The organism is Kitasatospora sp. NPDC056446, from assembly GCF_042796115.1.
Classification (GTDB): domain Bacteria; phylum Actinomycetota; class Actinomycetes; order Streptomycetales; family Streptomycetaceae; genus Kitasatospora.
In genome coordinates this window covers 1-23,365 of the sequence record NZ_JBHTRF010000059.1, presented here as the reverse complement: position 1 = coordinate 23,365, position 23,365 = coordinate 1, and the positions used below count along the sequence as shown (strand labels likewise).

The window sequence follows — 23,365 nt, the reverse complement described above, 5'->3', positions numbered from 1 at the left end:
CCGGGCCGGGGCGCCCTGCGGGGGAGGTGCGGGCGGGTCAGGCGGTCGGGGCCAGGGCCGCGACCCGTTCCTCGACCAGCCGGGCGACGGCCCGCAGGTCGGGCTGGCGCAGCACCAGGGGCGCGCGCAGCCGGATCCCGTACTCGCCTTCGAGGGCCTCCAGCAGTCGTGCGGCGGCGAGCGAATTGCCGCCCGAGGCCAGGAAGTTGTCGGCCGGGCCGAGGTCGGCGCGGCCGATCAGCTCGCGGCAGAGCTTCAGCACGGTGCGCTCGACCGGGGTGGCGCCGTCCTCCCCGAGGGGCTGCGGCGGCTCGGCGGCGAGCAGTGCGGCGCGGTCGACCTTGCCGTTGGCGTCCAGCGGGTAGCGGTCCACCAGTCGGACGTCGGCGGGCACCGCCTGCTCCGGCAGCCAGGGCCGGACGGCGTCGAGCAGCCGCGCCGGGTCGGCACCGGCCGTCGCGCCAGCCGTGGCCCCGCCCGTCGCACCGGCCGTGGCGCCGTCCGTGGCACCGTCCCCGGCGCGGTCTTCGAGCTGGACGAAGGCGAGCAGCCGCACGCCGGTCGGCGCCTGCTCGGCGGCGACCACCGCCCGGCGCACCAGCGGGTCGCGCTCGAACGCGGCCTCGACCTCGGCGGGCTCGATCCGCACGCCGCTGACCTTGACCTGGTCGTCCAGGCGGCCGTGGAACTCCAGCACCCCGTCGGGGCGCATGACGACCCGGTCGCCGGTGCGGTAGACCCGGTCGGTGCCCTCGATGCCCTCCGGCGCGCCGACGAAGCGGCGGGCGGTCAGCTCGGGGTCGAGGTAGCCGGCGGCCAGGCCCCGGCCGCCGATCCGCAGCTCGCCCGCCGTGCCGCGCGGCACCGGCCGGCCGGCCTCGTCGGTGACCAGCACGATCGCGCCCGGGACCGGCAGCCCGATGGGCGGGGCTCCGGCGCCGTGGTCGCCGCCGGGGGCCATGGTGTGCACGGTGGTGGTGATGGTGGCCTCGGCGGGGCCGTAGGCGTTGTGGACGGTCGCGGTCACCTCGGGCCCGGGGGCGCGGCGCAGCCGGTCGCCGCCGACGGTGAGGTGGCGCAGGGCCGATCCGGCGGGCCAGGGGCGGGCCAGGAGGGGTTCGGCGAGCGGGGTGGGGAGCACGGCCACGGTGATGCCGGCCTCCTGCCACCAGTCGGTGAGCGCGCCGGAGTCCCAGCGGACGGCCTCGGGGGCGAGGACCAGGGCGGCGCCGGAGGTGAGGCCGGCCCACAGCTCCATGACGTGCGGGTCGAAGGAGACCCCGATCAGCAGGCTGTGCCGATCGCCGGGGCCGAGCCCGGTCAGCTCGCGGTACCAGTGGAGCAGCGCGCCGAACGAGGGCTCGGTGACGGCGACGGCCTTGGGGGTGCCGGTGGAGCCGGAGGTGAGCACCGCGTAGTGGGTGCCGGCCGGGACGGTCACCTGTGCGCCGGGCGTCAGGGCGGCCACCACGCCTTCGGTGGGCAGGTCCAGCGCGAGCCGCTCGCCGCCGGCCGGCAGCAGGGCCGGCTCGCCGACCAGGCAGACCGGGCGCAGCTGTTCGGCGACGGCCCGCAGCCGGTGCTCGCCGGGGCGCGGGCCGAGCGGCAGGTGGACGGCGCCGAGCTTGGCGGCGGCCAGGGTGACGGCGGCCAGCGACACCGAGTGGCCGAGGCAGACGCCGAGCAGGTCGCCGGGGCCGACCCGGCCGCGCAGGGCCTCGGCCGTTCTGTCGGCGAGGCGGTCGAGTTCGGCGTAGCTCCAGGTCCGCTCGCCGTCGACCAGGGCGGGGGCGTCCGGGGTGCGGTGCGCCCAGGTGGTGAACAGGTCGAGGACCGCGCCGTCCTGGTGCGGCCGGCCGTACCCGGTGCTGGGGGTCTCCGTGGTCAGGGGTTCCATCGTGCTCTCCGCTTTCACGAGGTGATTCATGACGTGATTCATGTGGTTCATGACGATCCGTCAGTTCAGGCCCATGGAGCGGGCGATGATCACCTTCTGGACCTCGGAGGTCCCCTCGATGATCGTGGTCATCCGCACGTAGCGGTACAGGAACTCCAGCGGGTGGCCGCGCACCCAGCCGGTGGCGCCGTGCACCTGGAGCGAGCGGTCGACCGCCCGGACGGCGGTCTCGGAGGCGGTGAGCTTGGCGAGCGCGGCGTTCTCCGGCGACTCGGTGCCCTCGTCGACCAGCCGGGCGCAGGCGAGGGTCAGCAGCTTGGAGCACTCGACCTCGGCCCGGGTGGTGACCAGGTGCTCCTGGACGTGCTGGTACTCGCCGATCACCCGGCCGAAGGCGCGCCGCTCCTTGGCGTACTCGACGCCGGCCCGCAGCGCGTACTCGGCGATCCCGTTGCACATCGCGGCGACCACCAGGCGCCCGCGCGACAGGCTGTCGATGGCGAGGGCGGTGGCCGCGCCGACGCCCTCCTCACCACCGATCACGGCCTCCGGGCCGACGCTGACCCCGTCCAGCAGCAGCTCGAACAGCGGCTCGCCGGACATGCCCTCGTAGCGCTGGCCGATCCGCAGTCCGGGCTGGTCCATCGGCAGCACGAACGCGGTGGCCCCGGCCGCCGGGCCGGCGCCGTCGCCGAGGTCGGTGGCGGCGACGACCAGTGCGAGACCGGCGTGCTCGGCGTTGCTGACGAAGGTCTTGCGCCCGTTCAGCACCCAGCCGTCGCCGGTGCGCACGGCGGTGGTGGTGAGGCGGAAGGCGTCGGAGCCGGCGTGCGGCTCGGTGAGGGCCAGGCAGCGGGTCTGCTCGCCGCGCACCAGCGGGACGAGGTGGCGCTCGACCTGGGCGGGAGTGCCGTTGCGCAGCAGCGGGCTGGGGCCGTCGGAGCCGGCCAGCGCGTAGGGCGCGAGGACGCAGCCGCTGCGCCCGGCGGCGTGGTGCAGCAGCACGACGGCGGTGAAGGGCATGTCGGAGCCGCCGAGCTCCTCGGGGTAGTCGCCGGCGTAGAAGCCGAGGGCGGCGGAGCGCTTGCGGACGTAACCGCGCAGGTCGCCGGGCACCTGGTCGGCGGTCTCGGGCAACTCGGCGGCCAGCGGGACGAGTTCGCGGCGGATGAAGCTCTCGAAGGCGTCGACGATCTCGCGGTGGCCGTCTTCCAGGACGGCGGAGGGGGCGGTCATTGCGACTCTGCCTTTCACTTCTGGCCGGTGAGGGCGCGGGCCTGGTCGGCCAGCACGGCGTGGCGGAACAGGGTACGCAGCGGCGGCCGGCTGCCGAGGTGCGGTTCCAGGTGGGCGGCGAGCTGGGCGGCGAGCAGCGAGTGGCCGCCGACCTCGAAGAAGTGCGAGTCCGCGGTGAAGCGGTCGTGGCCGAGCACCTCGCGCCAGGCGGCGGCGATCAGCTCCTGGCCGGGGTCGGCGAAGGCGCTCGGGGCGTCCGGACGGTCGGCCGGCTCCTCGGCGGCCTGGTCCGCGAGCCGGGCGAGGGCCACCCGGTCGGGCTTGCCGCCGGGCAGGGTCGGCATCGCGGCGACGGCGGTCCAGGTCGCCGGGACGAGTCCACCGGGCAGCCGGCGGGCCAGCGCCTCGTGCAGCGCGGCCTGGTCGGGGCGGTCGGCGCCCTCCAGGAAGCCGACCAGGCGGGGGCCGGTGCGCGGGTCGTCGTGCAGCACCACCGCGCAGGAGCGGCCGCCGAGTTCGGCGGAGGCGGCGGCCTCGATCTCCTCCAGCTCGATCCGGTGGCCGCGCAGCTTGACCTGGTTGTCGGCGCGGCCGAGGAAGCACAGCCGGCCGTCCAGGTCGCGGTAGCCGCGGTCACCGGTGCGGTAGACGCGGGCGCCGCCGAGCGCGGGGACGGTGACGAAGCGGGCGGCGGTCGGTTCCGGCAGGCCGGGGTAGCCGTCGGCCAGCATCGTTCCGCCGACGACGAGTTCGCCGACGCAGCCGGCCGGGAGCGGGCGCAGCGTCTCGTCCAGGACGTGCATGAGCACGCCGTCGAGCTCGGTGCCGAGCGGGATCTCGCCGTCCCGGGCGACGTCGGCGGCGGTCACCTCGTACACGGTGGAGGTGACGGTCGCCTCGGTCACGCCGTACGCGTTCAGGACGGTGGTGGCACCGGTCAGGTCGGCGAGTGCGCGGGCGGGCAGGCGCTCGCCGCCGAGGACGAGCAGCCGGGGCGTCCAGCGGCCGTCCCGCAGCGCCTCGCGCAGGTCCTCGCGGACGGCGAGCAGGTAGCTGGTCGGCAGGTTGGCGACGGTGACCCCGCGCGCGGCCAGGACGGCGACCAGCTCGGGCCCGGTCGGCACCTCGCGCTGCGGGACGACCAGCGTGGCTCCGGCGGCGAGGGCGGGCAGCACCTCCTCCAGCGCCACGTCGAAGGACGGCCGGGCGAACAGCAGCACCCGGTCGGCGGAGGTGAGCCGGTAGCGGTCGGCGATCGCGGCGACGTACCCGGCGAGCGCCTCGCGGCCGACCAGGACCGGCTTGGGCACGCCGGTCGAGCCGGAGGTGTGGATCAGGTAGGCGGCGCCGTCCAGGACGGCGGCGGGCTCGGCCTTCGGGAAGGCCGGGCCGTCCAGCAGCGCCGGGGTGACGCCCTCGGCGGGCAGCGCGAGCGCGCTCTGCCGGGTGGCCAGGACGAGCGCCGGGTTCAGCCGCGCCAGCAGCAGGCCGAGCCGGGCCGCCGGGTCCTCGGTGGACAGCGGGGCGTACACGGCGCCGTGGCGCAGGCAGGCGAGCAGGGCGACGACATTGTCGGCGCCGCGCGGCAGGACGGTGGCCACCGGCTGGCCGGGGGCGACCCCGGCGGCGCGCAGCCGCTCGGCCAACTCGGTGACGCGGCGGTCGAGTTCGCCGTAGGTGACGCGCTCGTTGCCGGCCAGCAGGGCGAGCGCGGCGGGGTCGTGGGCGGCGGCCGGGTCGAGCAGGCCGGGCGCGGCGGCTTCGGGGGTCGCGGCTTCCGGCTTCGCGGTGGCGGCGGGGGTGGCCGCCTCGGGGTTCACAGCGGCGGGCTCGGACGCGGCGGCGGGGGCCAGCTCGGCGATCGGCGCCTCCGGGCGGTCGAGGTAGCAGCGCAGCAGCTCCAGCAGCCGCTCGGAGAGCAGCACCGCGTCGGACTCCCGGAAGAGGTCCGCGTCGTAGTCCCAGACCAGGGTCATCCCGGCGGCGCCGTGCTTCTCGCCGACCACCCGGCGGTCGTCGGGCAGCAGCACCAGGTCGAGGTCGAAGCGGGTGGTGCCGGTGTTGAAGCCCTCGTACAGCGACACCTCCAGCCCGGGCGCCTGGACGTCGGGCAGCGCCGCGTCGTGCGCGCTGAACATCACGTTGAACAGCGGGTTGTCGGCACCGTTGGTGTGCAGGCCCAGGCGCCGGGTCAACTCCTGCACCGGCAGGTCCTGGTACGGCAGCGCGCGCATCAGGACGTCGGTGACCTCGTCCACGGCCTCGGTGCCGGGCGCCGCCGGGTCGAGCCGCAGTCGCAGCGGCACGGTGTTCACGAACATGCCGACGGTCGCCTCGAAGCCCTCCGGGCGGTTGCCGACGGCGGTGCCGACCACCAGCTCGCGGTGCCCGCTGTGCCGGCGCAGCAGCTCCGCGAACAGCGCGAGCAGGGTGCTGAACGGGGTGTGGCCGTCGGCCTTGCTGCGCACGCGCAGCCGCTCGGCCAGGTCGGCGCCGACGGACTGGCGCAGCTGCCCGCCGCGGTGGCGGCGTTCGGCGCCCGCCCGGGCCAGACCGGGCAGCGTGACCTCGCGCGGCGCGTCGGTCAACTCCCTGGTCCAGTAGTCGAGTGCGCGGTCGCGGGGGACGTCGGCGGCGGCGCGCGCGTGGTCCTCGTAGGACGGGGCGGCGGGCAGCTCGTACGGCTCGCCGAGGACCCGGGCGCGGTAGACGGTGAACAGGTCGCGCAGCAGGATCGCGAAGGAGTGGCCGTCGTGGACGAGGTGGTGCTCGACGTGGATCAGCCGGTGGTGGCCGTCGGCGATCCGGACCAGGTGCCAGCGCAGCACCGGCGCCCGCTCGGTGTCCACCGGCTCCTCGGCCTCGGCGGCCAGTAACCGGCGGAAGGCCGCCTCCGGGTCGGCCTCGGCGCTGAAGTCGCTGTCGCGCAGCTCCGGTCGACAGCCCTCGGCGACCCGCTGGCCGGGCAGGCCCTCGGCGCTGGGCACCAACTCCAGGCGCAGGCCCGGGTGGTGGTCCAGGACGGCGGACAGGCCGGCGTGCAGCGCGTCGCGGTCGAGGGTGCCCCAGAGGTCGAGGACGGCGGTGAAGTTGTACGCGCGACTGCCCGGCAGCATCTGTTCGTGCAGCCAGACGATCTCCTGCGACGGAGAGAGTGCGAACATGGGCGGTTCCCTTGTGTGGTGGGCTTGTGTCGGCACTGCGGTGGCCGGCGGCGGGCGTGGGGTGGTCCCGTTCCGGCCGGTGGCCCGGGCCGCACCGGGGTGAGCGTGCGGCCCGGGCCCGGGTACCTGTGCGGGCGGGCCCGTTTCGGGCCCGCGCGGTCAGGCGCGTCCAGGCGCGGCGGTTCCGCGAGGGCGGATCCGGCGTGGGGTGGTCAGGCGTGAAGTGGTCAGGCGGGGACGGCCGGGCGTGGGACGGCCGGGGCGCGGGGTGGGCGCGGGGTTCGGGCCGGGCCGGCCCGGGGCCGTCCGGAGCGGTCAGGGGTGGTCAGCGGGCGGTCAGGGTGGCGCAATCCCCGGTCGGGGCGGGCGCGTTCAGACGTGGGAGTCCAGGCGGTGCCGGGCGTGCAGGTGGTGCCGCAGCACGGCGAGCAGGCCGTCGAAGGCGGCGTGGGCGTCGGCCTCGGGGAAGCGGTCGCGGTCCCAGGCGAACCGGACCAGCAGGTCGTCGCCGTGCGAGGCGGAGACGGCGAGCGGAGCGGCGAGCGGCCGTCCGGCCAGGTGGGTCTCCCGGCCGGGGACGCCGCCGAGCACCAGCGGCGGGCGGCGGTGCAGGTCCTCCAGGGTGAGCATGGCGTCCAGGGCGCCCGACCACGGCGACCCGGCGGTCCGGGCCGCCCGGACCACCTCGTCGAACGGGGTGTCGGCGTGGTCGAGGTCATCCCACCACGCGTCGGCGAGGTCGTCCAGGCCGGTGTCGGCCCGGTCGGCGACCGCCGGGCCAGGGGCGGCCGGGTGGACCAGGGTGTTGAGGAAGCAGCCGAGCGCGGCGGGTGCGCCGGGCGGGCGGCCGCCCCACGGGTAGCCGAGCGCGAGCGCCCCTCCCCCGGCCCCCGGCCGGAGGGCACCCGATGCCCGGTGCAGCCGGTGGGCGGCGGTTCCGACGGCGTCCAGCAGCGCCGGGAACACCGCTCTGCGGGCAGCGCCGTCGGCGGCCGGCAGCCGTTCGGTGAGCATCCCGGTGGAGGTGGCCGCTCCGCCGCCCGCCCCGGTCAGGCCGCCGAGCCGACGGCCCCAGTGGGCCTGCGCGGCGGGGCCGCCCGCGGCGTTCTCGGCGGCCAGCTGGAGCTCCACGGCCTGCCGGTAGTCGGCCAGGGCCTGCGGACCGGGCCCCGCCGACGACGACCCGTCCGGCCCGTCCGACCCGTCCGTCCCGTCCTGTTCGTACGCCGCACCGATCTCGGCGGAGAGCGCCCCGAGGGACTGCTCGTCGCAGGCCGCGTGGTCCAGCGCGAGTGCGAGCAACTCCTCGTCCCCGTCCGGCTCCTGGGCGACCAGCAGGCGCAGCGCGGGCCCGTCCGCGGGCCAGTCCAGCAGCGCCTCGCGCAGCGCCTCGCGGGCCGTGCCGCCGGGGGCGACGACGATCCGGGCGGCCTCGACGGAGGGGCCGCCGACCCGCAGGACGGGCGTGCCGCGCACGGTCGCGAAGCCGCCGCAGAGCGCCGGGTGGCGGGCGGCGACCCGGGCGGCGGCGCGGGCCAGCCGCTCCTGGTCGACGGTGCCGCGCGGGTAGGCGAAGAACAGCGGGACGACGTCGGAGCGGCTCTGCGGCGCGAGTCGGCGGGTGATCAGGAACCGTCGTTGGGCGCCGGTCAGCGGGAGCAGCTCCACCGGGGCGTCGGCGGCGGCTGAGCGGTACCGGGCGAGGTAGGCGGCGGTGATGCTGGCGTGCACGGGAACAGTCTCCGGTTTCCGGTCGCGGCTCGGGTCGGGGCTCGGTCAGGGGGCGGGGGGACTCGTGGCGGGACTCGTCGCGGGACTCGTGGCAGGGCTCGTGGCGGGCTGCTCGGCGGTGGCGGTTCCGGCACTCGCGGCCTCGGCGGTCGCGAACTCGGCGGTCCCGGTCCCGGTCCCGCTCTCCGTCCCGTCGGCCCCGGCCCCGGCGGCGTCCGGGGTGCCATCCTCCGGCAGCCGGCCGTCCGGCAGGTCCCGCATCCGGCGCAGCGGCGACAGCAGCAGCGGCACCGGGACGAGCAGGAACCCCGCCGCGCACAGCCAGAGCGCGGCGCGCGGCCCGGCCGCGTCGGCGACGATCCCGCCGCCCAGCGCGCCGATCGGCAGCGTGCCCCACACCAGGAAGCGCATGGTGGCGTTCATCCGGCCGAGCAGTTCGGGCGGGCAGACGCTCTGCCGGAAGCTGACCTGGGCGACGTTGTAGGCGACCGCGCCGAACAGCACCACGCCGGAGGCGAGGCCGAACAGCACCACGCCCGCGCCGCCGCCGGACAGCGGCCACAGCACCGCGAACGGCGCCGTCACCACCGTGGAGAGCCAGATCAGCCGGGCCTGGCCGACCCACCGCGCCAGGTACCCCGCGCACAGGGCGCCCGCCAGCCCGCCGAGGGCGGAGGCCGACAGCAGCACGCCGATGGCCCCCGGCGGCAGGTCGAGCACCCGGACCCAGAAGACCGTCTGGACGGCCATCAGCACGGCGGCGAACAGGTTGGACACGGCGGTCGCGGTCGCGATCGCCCTCAGCAGCGGGTGTCCGAGCACGAACCGGACGCCCTCCCCGACCTCGGCGCGCAGCGAGCGCCCCGGCGCGGGCTCCGGCAGGGTCTCGTCGACCCGGATCCGGGCGAGGAGCAGCGCGGAGGCCAGGTAGCCGAAGGCGTCGGCCACGATGGCGAGCGGCGCGCCGAGCAGCTGGACCAGTCCGCCGCCGAGGCCCGGCCCGGCGATCTGCGCCGAGGAGCGGACCGTCTCCAACGCCCCGTTGCCGCCGACCAGTTGCTCGCGCGGCAGGACGGCGGGCAGGAAGGACTGGTGGGCGACGTCGAAGAACACCGTCGCCACCCCGGTGACCAGCGCCACCAGGTAGAGCTGCGCCATGGTGAGCGCCCCGAGCGCCGCGGCCGGCGGGATCGACCCGACGGCCAGGCAGCGCACCACGTCGGCGCGGATCAGCACCGGCAGCTTGCGCATCCGGTCCAGCCAGGCGCCTGCGGGCAGGCCGACCAGCAGGAACGCGGCGGTCTCAGCGGCGGTCAGCAGGCCGACCTCGAACGGTGTGGCTTCCAGCACGATCACCGCCACCAACGGCAGCGCGACCAGAGTGACCTGACTGCCCGTCTGGGCCGCGGCGGCTCCGGTCAACAGGAGCCGGAATTCGCGGTGGTCGAGCAGACGGGCCTGACGGGGGCGGGGCTTCTCGTTCATCGGTGCGACTCTCGGTCACCTCTTCGATACGGGGCAAGCACCGTGTCCGTTTCCGGACGAACCGCGCGTCGGCCTGATCCCGCCACTCCCCCGACGGCCGCTTGCGCGTCTCTTACGGCCCCTTATGGACCGGCCGCGACCTCCGCACCGCCGGTGCGCCAAGGGGACGCGGCCCGCCGGCCGCCCGGGGAGCAGCCCGGTCCGTCCGTCCATTTCGCCGTCCGATATTCGGACCCGGACTTTCCGGCCACCGGACGGAGCCCCTCAACTTGGCCTGATTACACGGAGCGCTACAGTCCCGTCACCCCATCGTGATATCCGCGTGACCGACGGCAACCGTCGTACAGGGCATCCGGCGCCGCTGCCCGGCCGTCCGGTACCGCCGCTCAGCCATCCGCCCGCCGGGTCGCTCAGCCATCCGCCCGCCGGGTGATCGCGAGCACCGCCATGTCGTCGTCCCTCGGCCCGCCCGTCCACCGCTCGACATCCGCCACCAACGCGTCCAGCACCTCGCCCGGCCCGGCGAACGGCCCCAGCGGGGCCAGCCCGGGCACCGGGTCGTAGAACTCCCCGGCCGCGTCCCGGGCCTCGGTCACCCCGTCGGTCACCAGCAGCAGCGTGCACCCGGGCGGGAACGCCCGGTTCTCCGTCGCGGGCCGCGCCACGCCCAGCGCGCCCATCCCGAGCGGCAGCCCCGGATCGGCCGCGTCCAGCCGGCGCACCACCGCACCGGCCGTGGGGCCGGGGCTCAGCAGGTACGGCCCGGGGTGGCCGCAGTCCAGCGTGCGCACCGTCCCCTCCCCCGGCGGGAACTCCACCAGCAGCGCCGTGATGAAGCCCTCCAGCCGCAGCTCCTCACTGAGCTGGTCGGCCTCCCGGAGCAGCGCGTCCTCCAGCGCGTCCGCGAGCGCCGCCAGGTCCGGGATCCGGTGCGAACCCTCGCGGAAGGCCCCGAGCAGCACCGACACCGCCCCGACCGCGTGCAGCCCCTTGCCCCGCACGTCCGCGATCAGTGCGCGCACACCGTACGGGGTGGCCTGCAGCGCGTATGCGTCCCCGCCGATCAGCGCCTCGTCCTGCGCCGCCCGGTAGCAGGCCGCGACCGACAGCTCCCCCACCCGTCCCGGCGGCTCCGGCAGCACCGCGCGCTGCGCCGCCTCCGCCACCGACCGCACCCGCTCCAACCGCCGCCCGTGCCGGGCCACGACGCGGTTCACCCCGATCCCGAGCAGCGCGGCGAAGGCCGTGTTCACCAGCTCCAGGTAGCCGTCCTGTGTCCCGATCGACCCGTCCCGGACGGACAGCACCAGGATCCCGGTGACGTTGGCCACCCCGACCGCGACGGTGTTCCGCAGCGACAGCAGCGCGCCCGCGAGCACGGCGGCGGCGGCCAGCATCGGGTCGCCCCAGTAGTCGGCCGGGTCCAGCGAGTTCCAGACCAGCCCGCCGACGATCAGCAACCACGGCGTGACCAGCACGTACGGCGGCCACTGCACGGACCTCGGGGGCATCGGCGACCTGGCTTCCGTCTCACCACCATCCGGAAGGGCTTCTTCCGATCGTAGTCGCGGCCTCCCGAAACTCGCATGACGGCCGCCCCGCCCGCTCCCTACGCCGCGACGGCCGGTCCCGCCGACGACGACCCGCGCGGCGGCCGGCTGGAGCTCGGCGCGATCCCCGACCACTGCCACCCCGACGCCCGGGCCTCTCTTCCGGATCCCGGCCGGCGCTCCCCTCACCCGTCCCAGGCGAACCGCCCCGCGCCCGGCCCCGCCAGCAGCCCCGCCGGCACCCGGCGCCCGTACGCGACCAGCAGCAGGTGCTCCGCCCGCCCCTCCACGAGGAGCGGGCCCTGCCCGTACTCCCAGGCGGTGTCCGTCGCCCGCAGCCGCACTCCGTCCACCCGCGCGCCGAAGAACCGCAGCGAGCGGGGGCCGACCCCGGCCAGCAGGGCGGCGGCGCGCGCCACCGGGAGCCGGCTGGGCAGGCCGAGCGCGACGGTGATGTCGAGGCCGTGGACGGCGTCGTGGGCGAGGGCCGCGATCCGGCCGCCGACCGGGGGCCGCCAGGGGTGCTCGGCGTGCTCGGACAGGGCGGCGGCGAGTTCGCGCTCGGTGAGGGCTGCGGCGTCGCGACGGGCGACCCGGTCGGCCATCCGGTGGATGTGACCGCCGGAGCGGGCGAGTTCGAGCACCGTTCGCGCCGTCGAGTACCGGAAGCCGGTGCTCATGTGCGCGGCGACCTCGCGGGCCCGCCAGCCCCCGCACAGTGACGGCGAGTTCCACTGCTCCGGGGTGAAGTCGGCGAACGCCTCGGCGAGTTCACGGCGCTCCGCCGCGATCTGCGTCCGGATCCAGTGGATCCGCTCGGCTTTCCCCCGGTCCTGCGGCACGGTTTCCATGCGTCCAGCCTGCGGCCGGAACCGTACGGCCGTCCAAGACCGACTGGTTCTGCCACCTATGATCAGGAGTCATGGAACTGCGGCAGCTCCAGTACTTCGTCACCGTCGCCCAGCACGGCAGCTTCACCCGGGCCGCGGAGCTGCTGCACCTGACCCAGCCCGGCGTGAGCTCCCAGATCCGCCGGCTGGAACGGGAACTGGGGCACCCGCTGCTCGACCGCTCGGGCCGCACCGTACGGCTCACCCCGGCCGGCGAGGCGGTGCTGCCGCACGCCCGGGCGGCACTCGCCTCGGCCGCGGCGGCCCGGCGGACGGCGCGGGAGTTCGACGGCCTGCGGCAGGGGCACGTACGGCTGGGCATGGTCGCCGGAGCGGCCTTCAGCCCGCCGTCCGAACTGGGCACCCTGCCCGGACTCGCCACCACGCTCGCCGCGTTCCGCCAGGAGCACCCCGGGATCGACTTCTCGCTGGCCGAGGACACCACCGCGGGCATGCTCGCCGCCCTGCGCGACGGACGCCTGGACCTGGCCGTGATCGGCCTGCCCGTCACCGCGAGCGGGCGCGAGGACGACGACGGCTGGACGGCGCTGGCCGGGCTCGCCCTGCACACCGTGCTGGAGGTGCCGCTGGTCGCGGCCTGCCCCGAACGGCACCCGCTCGCCGGGCACCTCCCCACCGCGTTGCCGGTCGCCGAACTCGCCGGGCACTCACTGGTGAGCACCCCGCGCGGCACCGGCATGCGCACCGCGCTGGAACTGGCCCTGGCCCGGGCCGGGGCGAGCCCGGTCATCGGCGTCGAGGCGGCCGCGCCACCGCAGTTGGCCGAACTCGCCGCGCACGGCCTGGGCGTGGCCGTCCTGCCGGACCCGGGCGCGGTGCCCGGGCTGCGGGTCCGCCCGCTGGCCGACCCCGTCCCGCTGGTGCGGATCGCCCTGGCCTGGCCCAGCGCACGGCCCGCCGCGCCGCCGACCGCCGCCCTGGTCGCCCACCTGCGGACGGCCTACCCGGGCCCGGCGGCCCCTTCCGCCCCGGACGCCTCGCCTGCCCCGGAAACCCCGGACGGCGCCGACACGGCCGTTTCCGCAGCCGTCACCGCGCCCGTCACCACCGCCCCGTCACCGATGTGCAGGAGCGCCGCCGCACCGTCGAGGAGTTCCCGGTCGAGCGGGAAGTAGCCCTGCCGCGGCACCGTGTCGGTGCGCGTACGGCCCTCGGCGGGCAGCACCGCAGCCGTCAACTCCCACGACATGTCCGGTTGTTGTTGAAGGAACGCCTCGTAGGTGTCCGGCGCCGGTGCGCCCAACCCGATCGCCGCACTGCGGCCGAGGCTCCCCGCCACGAACGCGTACCGCTCCCCCAGCAGCGCGCCGACGATGCGCCCCGCGCCGTTCCACCGGCAGTCCAGTTCCCCCAGCGCCCAGGCGCTCGGGCTCCGCTGCAGGTGCCGGTTGTGCGAGAAGACCAGGGTCGGCCCGCGCCGGGCCTCGATGTCACGGATGTCGAGGAGGTTCTGCGCCATGAGCGCGTCCCGCAGACCGAGCAGGCCGCTCAGCCGGCGGCTCGGGTCGAGGCCCCGGACGGCCGACCGCGCGTGGTAGCGCAGCAGGCCGATGCCGGCGGTCAGCCGCGTCCTGGCGCCGAGCCAGGCGGCCGGGGACGTCGCCGCGATCAACTCCGGTGCCCGCTCGTGGAGTCGGACGAGCAGGTCGTCGGCGACGTACCTCAGCCGGGCCGCGTCGGCGGTGGCCCCCGGCGACTGCGCCGGGTCCAGCACCGCCTCGGCCCGGCTCCAGCGCTCGTCCTCACCCGCCGGCCCGGCGATGTCGACGTCGAAGCCGAGTCCGGTGTCGGCGTCGGCGTCGGCGCCGCTGTCGAGCCGCAGGTAGTCGCGGGCGTGTTCCAGGTAGCCGCGCGGGCTGGGGGCGCTGTAGGTCTCGGTCGGGGCGTCGAAGCCGTGGAAGGCCAGCCGCTCCCCCGGCGGCCTCTCCCGGTTGAACTCGCGCATCCGGACGAGGAGTCGGCGGTTGGCGTCGAGCTGCCCGAAGCCGTGCGAGAAGCCCTCGGCCAGCACCCCGTCCAGGGTGCCCACGCCCTCCCGCACGTAGGCGTCCACGGCGAGCGCGGCCACCCGGTCCGTCTCGTAGGCGATCGACCGGAACCCCCGGTCAGCCAGCCGGAGGAACAGTTCGTTGCGGACCAGGCCGAAGGCCGGTTCCTGGTGCGTCGGCTCGCCGAATCCCAGCAGCTCGCACGACGGGGTGACGAAGTCGTGAATGTCCTGGCTCATGGACCTCAAGCGTATCCTTGACAGCTCGGTTGAGACTTTGCGCCGACCCAAGGCTCCGCCATCACCGAAAGTCTCCAACCGACCCGAACGGAAGACGAGCATGCGCCCCTCCGACCTCGCACGCGAGCACGGCATCTCGACCCAAGCGGTCCGCAACTACGAACGCGACGGCTTCCTCCCGCCCGCCGACCGCACGCCCACCGGCTACCGGATCTACACCGGACGGCACGCCGCCGCCCTGCGCGCCTTCCTCGCCCTCGTCCCGGCGTACGGGCACGCGCCCGCCGGACCCGTCATGACCGCCGTCCACGCCGGCCGCCTCGACGAGGCGCTCGCCACCCTCGACCGAGGCCACGCCCGGCTGCTGCGCGACCGCGAAACCCTCGCCGCCGTCCGCGACGCCGTCGGCCACCTCACCGGACCCGCCGGGCGCGCCGGACCGGCCACCGCACCCGACCGTCCGGCACCCTCAGGCCCGCTCGCCGTCGGCGACCTCGCACACCGGCTCGGCGTCACCCCCGCGACCCTGCGCGCCTGGGAGGCCACCGGCATCCTCACCCCCGCCCGCGACCCCGCCACCGGCCACCGCGTCTACCGCCCGGCCGACGTCCGCGACGCCGAACTCGCCCACCTGCTCCGGCGGGGCGGCTACCCGCTGGAGCACATCGCCACCGTGGTCCGGCAGATCCGCTCGGCGGGCGGCACCGAGGAGCTCGCCGCCGCCCTCGACGACTGGCAGCGGCGCCTCACCGTCCGGGGCCTCGCCATGCTCACCGCCGCCGCCCGCCTCGACGACTACCTGACGCTGCCCCCGTCCCCGATCGGCTTGACCTCAAGGGAACTTGAGGTACCAGAGTGATCCCCATGAGCACCGAAGCCGAGGACATCACCGCCATCGAACAGGTCGTGGCCGCCGTCGAGCGCACCCAACGCGCCAAGGACCCGGACGCCTTCCTCGCCCTGTTCCACCCCCAGGCCCTCTGGACCACCGCGCACGGCAAGGTCCTGATCGGCCTCGACGCGATCGCCGCCTTCACCCGCGTCGTCCTCCCCACCACCACCTGGGACGGCCAAGTCACCTACGAGCCGACGCACATCCGGTTCCTGCGCCCCGACGTGGCCGCCGTCAAGGTCCGCCAGACCTACCACTCGGCGGAGGGCGACTCGGAGGGCGCCCCGCTCTACATCATGACCCGGCAGGACGACGGACGCTGGCTCCTCCACGCCTGCCAGAACACCGAGGTAAAGGCCGCCTGAGGACCGTCCCGTGACCGGCCTGCGGATCGACGGGCAACCGGCGGACGACGGAACCGGTGGCGGCTTCCCCTACGGCTGGAGCACCGGATGGACTCCGGTCAACAGTCCTCGGCTGGGGTCCCGCCGTTCGCAGGGGGTCCCGGGGTCGCCCCCCGGGACCCCCTGATGCGAGTCCGGTCAGCCGACCCGGGTGAGGCGGGCGGGGCGGGGGGCGGATCCGTCGGCGGGGGCGAGCGGCTGCTCCTGCTCCGCCCGCTCGGGGCCGGCGAGCAGGATGGAGCGTTGCAGGCGGCGCAGCGCGGCGGACGGTTCCATGCCCAACTCCCTTACCAGGGTGTTCCGTAGCCGCTGGAAGGCCTCCAGGGCTTCGCCTCGTCGGCCGGAACGGTGCAGGGCGACCATGTACTGGCCGTGCAGGCTCTCGTGGGTGCGGTAGCGGTCGACCAGGACGGTGAGTTCGGCGAGCAGCACCCGGTGGCGGCCCAGCCGCAGGTCGGCCTCGATCCGCTGGTCGAGCGCGCAGAGCCGGGTCTCTTCCAACCGTTTGGCCTCGACGGCGAGTTGGCCGCCGACGGGGACGTCGGCGAAGGCCGGTCCGCGCCACAGGGCGAGCGCTTCGCCGAGTTGGCGGGCGGCGACCGGGAAGTCTCCGGCGTCCATGGCGCGGTAGCCGTGCCCGGCGAGGCGGTCGAACTCCTGGCGGTCGACGAGTCCGCCTCCGCTGTTCAGCATGTAGCCGCCGGCCGAGGTGACCAGGACGTCCTTGGCGCAGGAGGTTCCGGGAGCGCCCTCCCCTTGGGCGAGGGCGCGGTCGATGAGGTCGCGCAGTTGGAGGACGTAGGTCTGCACGGTGGTGCGCGCGCTGCGCGGCGGGCGACCGGACCACAGTTCCTCGGCGAGGACTCCGGCCGGGACGACCTGGTCGGCACGTAAGGCGAGCAGGGCCAGTACCTGCCGCGGTTTCGGGGCGGTCGGCACCACCGACGCCCCGCACAGTCGGACCCCCAAGGCCCCCAGCACCCGGATTTCCACGACGACCACCCCAAATCCAGACGGGTCGGCGACCCCGACGGCCACCGGCCGGGCGGGTGCTCCGCTGCTCCTGGCCCGCAGACCCGCACGGAGAGACCGGTCGAGCACCCGATGCCTATCCAAAAACAGGACGGACGGTTTGTCAATACAAAACCGAACGCGCTGTTTGTTTTTAGGCAGAGCAATCGCCACTGGAGCGGGACAGCGGGCAGACCGGTACCCCGCCGGGACGTCCGGGAGCAACCGGAACCGGTCGGCACGGGAGGCGATCCGGAGGCGATCCGGAGCCGGTCGGCGACGAGCCGGCCCCGGCGGGGTCAGGCCCGGCCGGCCCCGCCGACGCCCGCCGCGGCCGCGCCCTCCGCGCCCGCTCCCCCCTCGGCCGCGGCGTCCCGGGCGGCCGCCAGCTCGGCCACCACCCGGGCGCCCCGGTCGGCCGCGAGGTCGAGCGTGGCCAGCACCCCGGGAATCGCGATGCTCGGCATCAGGTGCTGGTACAGCACCGCCACCCGGCGCTCCAAGTCCGCCCGGCCGGACATCTTCTGGGACTGGATCTGCACGCCCGTCCAGGCCCCGGTCACCAGCCACGCCGTCTCGGCGGGCACCACCTGCGGCAGCAGTTCGCCGCGCCGGCCGGCCGCCGTGAGCACGCCCTCGGCGCGCTCGATCCACCCGGGCGCGGCGCCGCCGCTGAAGTCGCCGAACACGTCCTGGCCGAGGGAGAGCCGCGCGCCCGCGCTCAACAGCGGGTCGCGCGGCATGAGATGGGCGACCACCATCCCGAGGTCCACGAACTCCTGGAGCTTGCACTGCCGTTCGGGGATCTCGTCACTACCGAACTGCTCCTCCACGACGCCCTGGGCGAGCTCCCGCTTCGAAGCGAAGTGGAAGTACACCGCGCCGCGGGTCACTCCCGCACGGGCGACGACCTCACCGATCGTCGCGCCCTCGTACCCGTACTCGTCGAAGACCGACGCCGCCGCCTCAAGGATCAGCCGACGCGTCCGGACCGCCCGTTCCTGCCGCACCACCGCAACCACCCCGCCCGAAACGCTCGGCAAACAAAACCAAACACCCCGTATCTTACCCGCCGGACCCTGCGGTGATCCCTGCGTCCCAGGTCACATGAGGCGGTCTTTGAGCGAGGGAAAACCGCGTAGACGGTATGAGTCGGCCAGATGGCCGAGACCCCCACGACAGGCCTCAAATCCGGAATGGCGACTCTCACTTGTAGCCGCCCTCCCCACCCGGAGGCCCCTTGTGATAATGAACTCGTCAAGTCCTGGTCATGAAATCACCGCAGGTCAGCGGAGCCACCGCGGCCCGACCCGGGCTATGGCGGGGTTCGACCGGCCACCGGGTGCGCCCGAACGGCCACGCTCGGCCGCCGACGAACCTTCGTTCGGGCTCCTTGAAAAGCAAACCGGTAGGTACGTATCTTACGAGCCCTGAGCAGCCCACCCCGCCCGTCACGGCCTTTCGGAGCGCTCCCCATGACTCTGCTTGCCTCCCGCACGCCTGCCCTCGCCCTCGCCGCCGCCGGGGACACCGGGACCATCCCCGGCCCGGCCCTGGCAACCGGACTGGCACCTCGTCTGACCAGCACCGTCGCCAAGGAGTACGTCCACCGCGCCTGCCATGCCGAGGTCTTCCTCACCGGCAGCGAGCAGCTGAACGAGACCACCTTCTCGGTCTCCGCGCAATGGCCCCGGGCACACACGTTCTTCAGCACCCCTGACGGCACCCGGCACGACCCGATGCAGGCTGCCGAAACGATCCGCCAGGCCGGGCTCTACCTCGCCCACACCCGGTTCGGCGTCCCGCTCGACCACAAGTTCATGATGTGGAACCTCGACTACACCACCCGGCCGCGCCAGCTGCTGATCGGCGCGAAGCCCACCGACCTCACCATCGAGGCCGCCCTCGTCGCCCAGCCGCGCCGCACCCGCAGCACGGTCGACTTCACCCTCCGCACCGTCGTCCGCCGGGGCCCGCACCTCGCCGCGACCGGGTACGCCCGCTTCACCACCGTCCCCGACTCGACCTACCAGCGGCTGCGCAAGGGCCGTCACGGCCTCGACCTGCCGCCGGTGCCCGCAACGACCACCGAGCCGATGGCACCGGCCGGGGTCGGCCGGCTTCGCCCCTGCGACGTCGTCCTCAGCCCGGCGGGCACTCCGGGCACCTGGCACCTCACCCCCGACTTCCGGCACCCGATCCTCTTCGACCACGCCAACGACCACATCCCCGGCATGGTGCTGCTGGAGGCCGCCCGCCAGGCCACCAACGCGCTGTCCAGCCCGGTCACCGTCGCGCCCACCGCTGCGGCCACCACCTTCCACCGCTACGCGGAGCACGACGCGCCCACCACCATCACCGCCCGGCACACCCCCGGCGAGGACCAGGACTCGCTCACCACCACGGTGACCGGCCACCAGCACGGCGAGCCGATCTTCACCACCGTGCTCTCCGGGCAGCCGGACCACCGCTGACCCGAGGCCCGCCCTCCACCGCACCGAGCGGGCAGCCGGTACGGCCAGGGCGGCCGCGACGACCGGACCGGCACCACCCGCACGGCCCGCGGCAACCCGTACGGACCACACGGCCCGCCCGACCCTTCCGGTCCGGCGGGCCGTCGGGCGTCCCGCCCTCCCCCCAAGCCCACCGGCCCACCAGCCCACCCCGGCGGGAACGGCCGGCAGCGGAACGAACCCTGGCCTGAACGCGCCGCTCCCCGGGGTGGCACCGGACCGAACACCTGCGCGAGGATGTCAGCCCTTGAGTACGCTGCCACCGGGAGCACGCAGTGAGTGAAGTCGCTTCGCACCAATACGAGTTGGTCAGACTGACGGATCGCCCCGGCACCGACGACGCCTCCGGCCGGGACGGGCGCACCGGCGGCCGGAACGTCCGGGTCCGGGTCCTCGGGCGGCACGCCCCGGGCTCACTGCTCGGGCACGACTGGCTGGACTGCGAGATCACGGTCACCGCCGACTCCGTGCGCGGACACTTCGTCACCCTGGTGACCGACCGCCATCTCCAACGGTGGGAAACGGCACTGGACCGGCTCGCCCAGGGCTTCGCCGTCCGCTGGCTGGACGAAGAACACGGCCCGGAGCTGCGGATCGAGCCCGGCCGGCCCGGCGGGCTCTGGGTGACCGTCTCGGACGCGGAGGACTCGGGCGTCACGCTCCGGGTCGTCCTCTCCCCCGCCCCTGGCTGGCTGGAGGAGCAGCGCGCACTGCTCGCACTCGTCCGGGAGGCCTACCCGCCCGAGGTGGTCGAGACCGCCCCCGGTGTCCACGCCTGGCGCGGCACACCGGGGGTCGCGGCAACGAACTGACGTCTCGTCAATATGCGTTCGTTGACGGACTGTCCCGTAGTCGATCTCCGACGTCCGGGGGCTCGACCGGCGGATCGCCGGCCGCGCCCGGCGTCACGACACGGAAGGGCGTACAGGCGGGCACCCTTCGAGCGGCTGCCTCATACGCCCTTCGCCAGGAGCGCGGCTTTCAGCCGCCGCACCTCGGCGACCAGGCGCGGCATGTCCTCGCGGGCGGAGGCCACGAAGTCGAGATCGGCATCCGCCTGCCGGTCCGGGCCGAGAACCTCCCGCCCGCCGGTGAACCTTCTGAGATAGATCTCGTCGTCCTGCTCGGCGGCGTCCGGAGCGACCTGGATGAAGCTTCCCCCGCCGGTGGCGGAGCGGGTCTCCAGCAGCGGGACCCAAGGGCCCGGCGTGGCGCCCGAGATGCGCCTCTCCATCGCATCGAGGTCTGCTTCCGTCAGCGACTCGTTCATGGGCATGGCGGGATCATCCACCAGATCCCGCCCACAATCCACTCACCCCCAGCCCGCCGGTCGGGATCGGCGCAGCCCTCTGGCAGAGGTCGAGGCCGACGACTACGACTACGACAGCGCGGCCAGTCGGCCGAGGGAGCGGTCCGGCGCGGTGAGCAGGAACAGCAGGGTCGCGCCGCCGAGCATGAACAGCGCGAGGCGGTGCAGCCCGCCCGTGGTGGCGCCGTGCGGGAAGAAGGCGGCGTTCGCGGCGGAGGCGCCCATCGCACCGAGGTACATGAAGGTGCGGAGCAGCCCGGCCGCCGCGGCGATGCCGGCCGGGTCGGCCTGGTGGTAGAGGGAGGTCTGGGTACCGAGACCGATCAGCCCCTGCGGGATGCCCGCCAGTACGCCCACCCCGATCAGCAGGACCGTCGGACTGCTCGCGTGCACCGACAACAGCGCGGCACAGGCCGCCGCCTGGCACCCCGCACCGATCAGGAGCTTGCCGCGTACGGCCGGGTCGCGGCCGGTGAGCCCAGAGACGCCGAGGGCGGTGAGCGAGAGCGGCAGCAGGACCAGCCCGGCGGCGGCCGCCGACAGGCCGCGCCCTTCCTCCAGCCACTGGGTGTAGCCGTAGAGGAAGGCGTAGACGGCGGTGTAGCCGAGGAGTTGGCGCAGATAGGTGGCGATCAGCGGCCGGTTTCCGCCGAGCGCCCGCAGGTCGATGAACGGGGTCCGGGCCCGCGCCTCGCGGACGGCGAAGCCGACGGCGGCCGACCCGGCCAGCACCGGCAGGTACCAACGCCCACGACCGGGGTGCATCAGGAACAGCATCAGCGCCAGCAGCAGGACGGCGAACAGCGCGATCCCCGCGTAGTCCAGGCGGTCGCGCTGGTCGCGGTGGTCGGTCCGGCCGGTCTGGCCGGCCTGGCCGTTCCGGTCCGTCCCGTCGGTCCGGTCGGGGCCGTCAGGCGGGGAAGAGCGCGGCGCCGCGACGGGCAGTCGGGCCGACCCGAGCAGGAGGCAGGCCAGCGAGAGCGGGACGTTGACGGCGAACACCGTCCGCCAGCCGCCCGCGCCGATCAGCAGGCCCCCGAGGGTGGGACCGATCACGGCGACGGTCTGGTTGGCGGCCGCGAGCACGGTCAGCACCCCGGTGGGGCTGGACCGGCCGGTCCGCTCGGCCTCGCCGCGGGTGAGGTGCATCGCGGCGGGATAGGCCGCCGAGGTACCCAGCCCGAGCAGCACCCGGGCGACGACCAGCAGCCCGAGCGAAGGGGCGAACGCCCCCAGCAGACCGGCCGCGCCGACCAGGGCCGTCCCGGCGAGGTAGAGCCGGCGCGGACCGTAGGAGTCCACCAGCCGCCCGATCACCGGCTGGCCGACGGCGGTGGCGAGGTAGAGCCCGGTGACCAGCCAGGCGGTCTCGGCGGGCGGCGCACCGAAGGCCGCGCCCACCGGCACCAGGGCGACCGCGATCATCGAGGAGTTGACCGGGTTGAGCACCGAGCCGAGCACCATCGGGGCGATCAGCCGTCGGTCGAAACCGTCGTCCGGCCCGGGCTGTCGACGGGTGAGCCGACGGCGGACCGACCGGGAGGCCGGGCCGGTCATCGCCGGTTCAAGCGGTCGAGCAGGGCGAGCGCGGCCAGCACGGTGGCGCGTTCGGCCTCGGTGTACCGCTCCTCCATCTCCCGGGCCAGCCACTCCTCGCGCGCCTGACGACTGTCGGCGATCAGGCCCAGACCGGCCTCGGTGAGGTCCACCAACCGACGGCGCCCGTCCTCCGGGTCGGGGCGGCGCCCGACCAGCCCGTGCTGTTCGAGCACGGCGAGGGTGGCGGCCATGGACTGCGGGCGGACCCGCTCGGCGGCGGCCAGCGCACTGGCCGAGGCCGGGCCGTCATTGATCAGCCGACTGAGCACGGCGGTCTGGGAGGGGGTGAGGTCGCTGGTGCCGCTCGTCTCCCGGAGAGTCCGGCGCAGCCGGCTGACGACGGCGCGCAACTCACGGGCGGCCAGGGCCGCGGAGGCACCCGGGTCGGTGACGCCGATGGATTCGGTGGGCCCAGTGGGTCCAGTGGGTCCAGTGGGCCCAGTGGGGTCAATCGGGTCGGTGGGGTCAATCGGGTCGGTGGGGTCAATCGGGTCGGTGCCGGGGCCCGGGTGGGCGGTTCGCTTCGGGGGCATGGTTCCACGGTAATTTCATCAGTCTGGACTGTCCAGTCTGGACTGAAGAATTTCCCGGAGGGCGGGTCGGCCTCCCCCGGAAGCCCGGGATAATGGCGCCATGACCGACAAGCAGCTCCGTGTCGTCCTCGCCGAGGACTCGGTGATCCTCCGGGACGGAATGGTCGAACTCCTCACCGCGCGCGGCTGCGCCGTGGTCGCGACCGCCGGCACCGCGCCCGAGCTGATCGCCGCCGTCACCGCGCACCGGCCCGATGTCGCCGTCGTGGACATTCGCATGCCGCCCACCCACACCGACGAGGGCATCCGGGCGGCCGTCGAGATCCGGGCCGCACTGCCCGAAACCGGGATCCTGGTCTTCTCCCAGCACGTCGAGACCGCGTGGGCGGCCCGGCTGCTGGCCGACGGCGCCTCCGGCATCGGCTACCTGCTCAAGGAACGGGTCGCCCGCACCTCCCAGTTCGTGGACGCGCTGCACCGGGTCGCCGCGGGCGGCACGGCGCTGGACCCGGAGATCGTCAACGGGCTGTTCCGCGGCCCGCGGCGCAACCGGGTGGACGACCTCACCCCGCGCGAGCGGGAGGTGCTGGAGCTGATGGCGCAGGGCCATTCCAACCGCTCGATCGCCACGCGGCTCGTGGTGTCGGAACGGGCTGTCGAGAAGCACGTGGCCGCCGTGTTCGCCAAGTTCGACCTGCCCGCGACCGACACCGACAACCGCCGGGTCAAGGCCGTGCTCACCTACCTCGCGGAGAGCGGCACTTCCTGAGGCCGACCGCCGCCGGGGGGGGCGCGGAGACGGGAACAAGAGGTCGCCGCGGGGGGCCAGAACTATAAAAAAAAAAACAACCAAAAAAAAAGCAAGTTATTATTAAAAAAAAAAAAACCCACCACAAAAAAAAA

The 23,365-nt window shown here is 74.8% G+C and carries 18 protein-coding genes and 1 pseudogene; 6 read left to right on the top strand and 13 right to left on the bottom strand.

Translation table 11 applies throughout. The annotated features are described in order from the left end of the window. Nucleotides 1-37 precede the first annotated feature (37 nt). The 7 genes from ACFQ6N_RS29245 to ACFQ6N_RS29215 all read right to left on the bottom strand — a co-directional run bounded on the left by ACFQ6N_RS29245 (nt 38) and on the right by ACFQ6N_RS29215 (nt 11,914). Nucleotides 38-1,897 (bottom strand): amino acid adenylation domain-containing protein, encoded by a 1,860-nt coding sequence (locus ACFQ6N_RS29245; protein WP_380655300.1) that lies wholly within the window; start codon nt 1,895-1,897, stop codon nt 38-40. Nucleotides 1,898-1,957: 60 nt separating this feature from the next. Next, entirely contained in the window at nt 1,958-3,133 is a 1,176-nt protein-coding gene (locus ACFQ6N_RS29240; RefSeq protein WP_380655297.1) for an acyl-CoA dehydrogenase family protein, read from the bottom strand. Between the two features lie 14 nt (nt 3,134-3,147). Beyond that, nucleotides 3,148-6,297 (bottom strand): amino acid adenylation domain-containing protein, encoded by a 3,150-nt coding sequence (locus tag ACFQ6N_RS29235; protein ID WP_380655293.1) that lies wholly within the window; start codon nt 6,295-6,297, stop codon nt 3,148-3,150. A 372-nt stretch (nt 6,298-6,669) separates the two neighbouring features. Then, nucleotides 6,670-8,028 (bottom strand): non-ribosomal peptide synthetase, encoded by a 1,359-nt coding sequence (locus ACFQ6N_RS29230; protein ID WP_380655290.1) that lies wholly within the window; start codon nt 8,026-8,028, stop codon nt 6,670-6,672. Nucleotides 8,029-8,073: 45 nt separating this feature from the next. Then, the gene (locus tag ACFQ6N_RS29225) at nt 8,074-9,513 is read right to left on the bottom strand and encodes an MFS transporter (protein WP_380655287.1); all 1,440 of its coding nucleotides are present in this window, start codon (nt 9,511-9,513) and stop codon (nt 8,074-8,076) included. A gap of 410 nt (nt 9,514-9,923) precedes the next feature. Then, nucleotides 9,924-11,024, bottom strand: a complete 1,101-nt coding sequence (locus tag ACFQ6N_RS29220) for a PP2C family protein-serine/threonine phosphatase (protein ID WP_380655284.1) — start codon at nt 11,022-11,024, stop codon at nt 9,924-9,926. A gap of 224 nt (nt 11,025-11,248) precedes the next feature. Beyond that, nucleotides 11,249-11,914, bottom strand: a complete 666-nt coding sequence (locus tag ACFQ6N_RS29215; protein WP_380655281.1) for a maleylpyruvate isomerase family mycothiol-dependent enzyme — start codon at nt 11,912-11,914, stop codon at nt 11,249-11,251. Between the two features lie 71 nt (nt 11,915-11,985). Here ACFQ6N_RS29215 and ACFQ6N_RS29210 point away from each other — a divergent pair, with 71 nt between their 5' ends. Further along, complete coding sequence (locus ACFQ6N_RS29210) at nt 11,986-13,089, top strand: LysR family transcriptional regulator (protein ID WP_380655278.1); 1,104 nt, start codon at nt 11,986-11,988, stop codon at nt 13,087-13,089. An 8-nt stretch (nt 13,090-13,097) separates the two neighbouring features. Here the strand turns inward: ACFQ6N_RS29210 and ACFQ6N_RS29205 are convergent. Next, nucleotides 13,098-14,201, bottom strand: a pseudogene (locus ACFQ6N_RS29205) (erythromycin esterase family protein); the annotation flags it as partial. Nucleotides 14,202-14,301: 100 nt separating this feature from the next. On the opposite strand from ACFQ6N_RS29205, the gene ACFQ6N_RS29200 reads away from it, so the two are divergent. Continuing rightward, nucleotides 14,302-15,060, top strand: coding sequence for a TioE family transcriptional regulator (locus ACFQ6N_RS29200; protein WP_380655275.1), 759 nt, complete (start codon nt 14,302-14,304; stop codon nt 15,058-15,060). Between the two features lie 5 nt (nt 15,061-15,065). Continuing rightward, nucleotides 15,066-15,458: an SgcJ/EcaC family oxidoreductase gene (locus ACFQ6N_RS29195; protein ID WP_380655272.1), complete on the top strand. Its 393-nt coding sequence runs from the start codon at nt 15,066-15,068 to the stop codon at nt 15,456-15,458. Between the two features lie 177 nt (nt 15,459-15,635). On the opposite strand, the gene ACFQ6N_RS29190 is transcribed toward ACFQ6N_RS29195, so the two are convergent. After that, a complete protein-coding gene (locus ACFQ6N_RS29190; RefSeq protein ID WP_380655362.1) occupies nt 15,636-16,490 on the bottom strand; it encodes a BTAD domain-containing putative transcriptional regulator in 855 nt (284 codons plus the stop codon). Nucleotides 16,491-16,807: 317 nt separating this feature from the next. Next, nucleotides 16,808-17,521: a ScbR family autoregulator-binding transcription factor gene (locus ACFQ6N_RS29185; protein WP_380655269.1), complete on the bottom strand. Its 714-nt coding sequence runs from the start codon at nt 17,519-17,521 to the stop codon at nt 16,808-16,810. 462 nt (nt 17,522-17,983) lie between these two features. On the opposite strand from ACFQ6N_RS29185, the gene ACFQ6N_RS29180 reads away from it, so the two are divergent. Both ACFQ6N_RS29180 and ACFQ6N_RS29175 read left to right on the top strand, forming a co-directional pair. Beyond that, nucleotides 17,984-18,982 (top strand): ScbA/BarX family gamma-butyrolactone biosynthesis protein, encoded by a 999-nt coding sequence (locus ACFQ6N_RS29180; RefSeq protein ID WP_380655266.1) that lies wholly within the window; start codon nt 17,984-17,986, stop codon nt 18,980-18,982. 314 nt (nt 18,983-19,296) lie between these two features. Next, the gene (locus ACFQ6N_RS29175; RefSeq protein ID WP_380655263.1) at nt 19,297-19,833 is read left to right on the top strand and encodes a DUF5959 family protein; all 537 of its coding nucleotides are present in this window, start codon (nt 19,297-19,299) and stop codon (nt 19,831-19,833) included. A 140-nt stretch (nt 19,834-19,973) separates the two neighbouring features. Here ACFQ6N_RS29175 and ACFQ6N_RS29170 read toward each other — a convergent pair whose 3' ends face one another. The 3 genes from ACFQ6N_RS29170 to ACFQ6N_RS29160 form a co-directional block, all read right to left on the bottom strand. Continuing rightward, entirely contained in the window at nt 19,974-20,297 is a 324-nt protein-coding gene (locus ACFQ6N_RS29170) for a hypothetical protein (RefSeq protein ID WP_380655260.1), read from the bottom strand. Nucleotides 20,298-20,399: 102 nt separating this feature from the next. Then, on the bottom strand, nt 20,400-21,887 hold the full coding sequence (locus tag ACFQ6N_RS29165) for an MFS transporter (RefSeq protein WP_380655257.1): 1,488 nt from the start codon (nt 21,885-21,887) through the stop codon (nt 20,400-20,402). After that, on the bottom strand, nt 21,884-22,279 hold the full coding sequence (locus tag ACFQ6N_RS29160; protein WP_380655254.1) for a MarR family transcriptional regulator: 396 nt from the start codon (nt 22,277-22,279) through the stop codon (nt 21,884-21,886). Before ACFQ6N_RS29160 ends, ACFQ6N_RS29165 begins: the two co-directional genes overlap by 4 nt. Nucleotides 22,280-22,562: 283 nt before the next feature. On the opposite strand from ACFQ6N_RS29160, the gene ACFQ6N_RS29155 reads away from it, so the two are divergent. Further along, complete coding sequence (locus ACFQ6N_RS29155; RefSeq protein ID WP_380655252.1) at nt 22,563-23,231, top strand: response regulator; 669 nt, start codon at nt 22,563-22,565, stop codon at nt 23,229-23,231. Nucleotides 23,232-23,365: the final 134 nt, after the last annotated feature.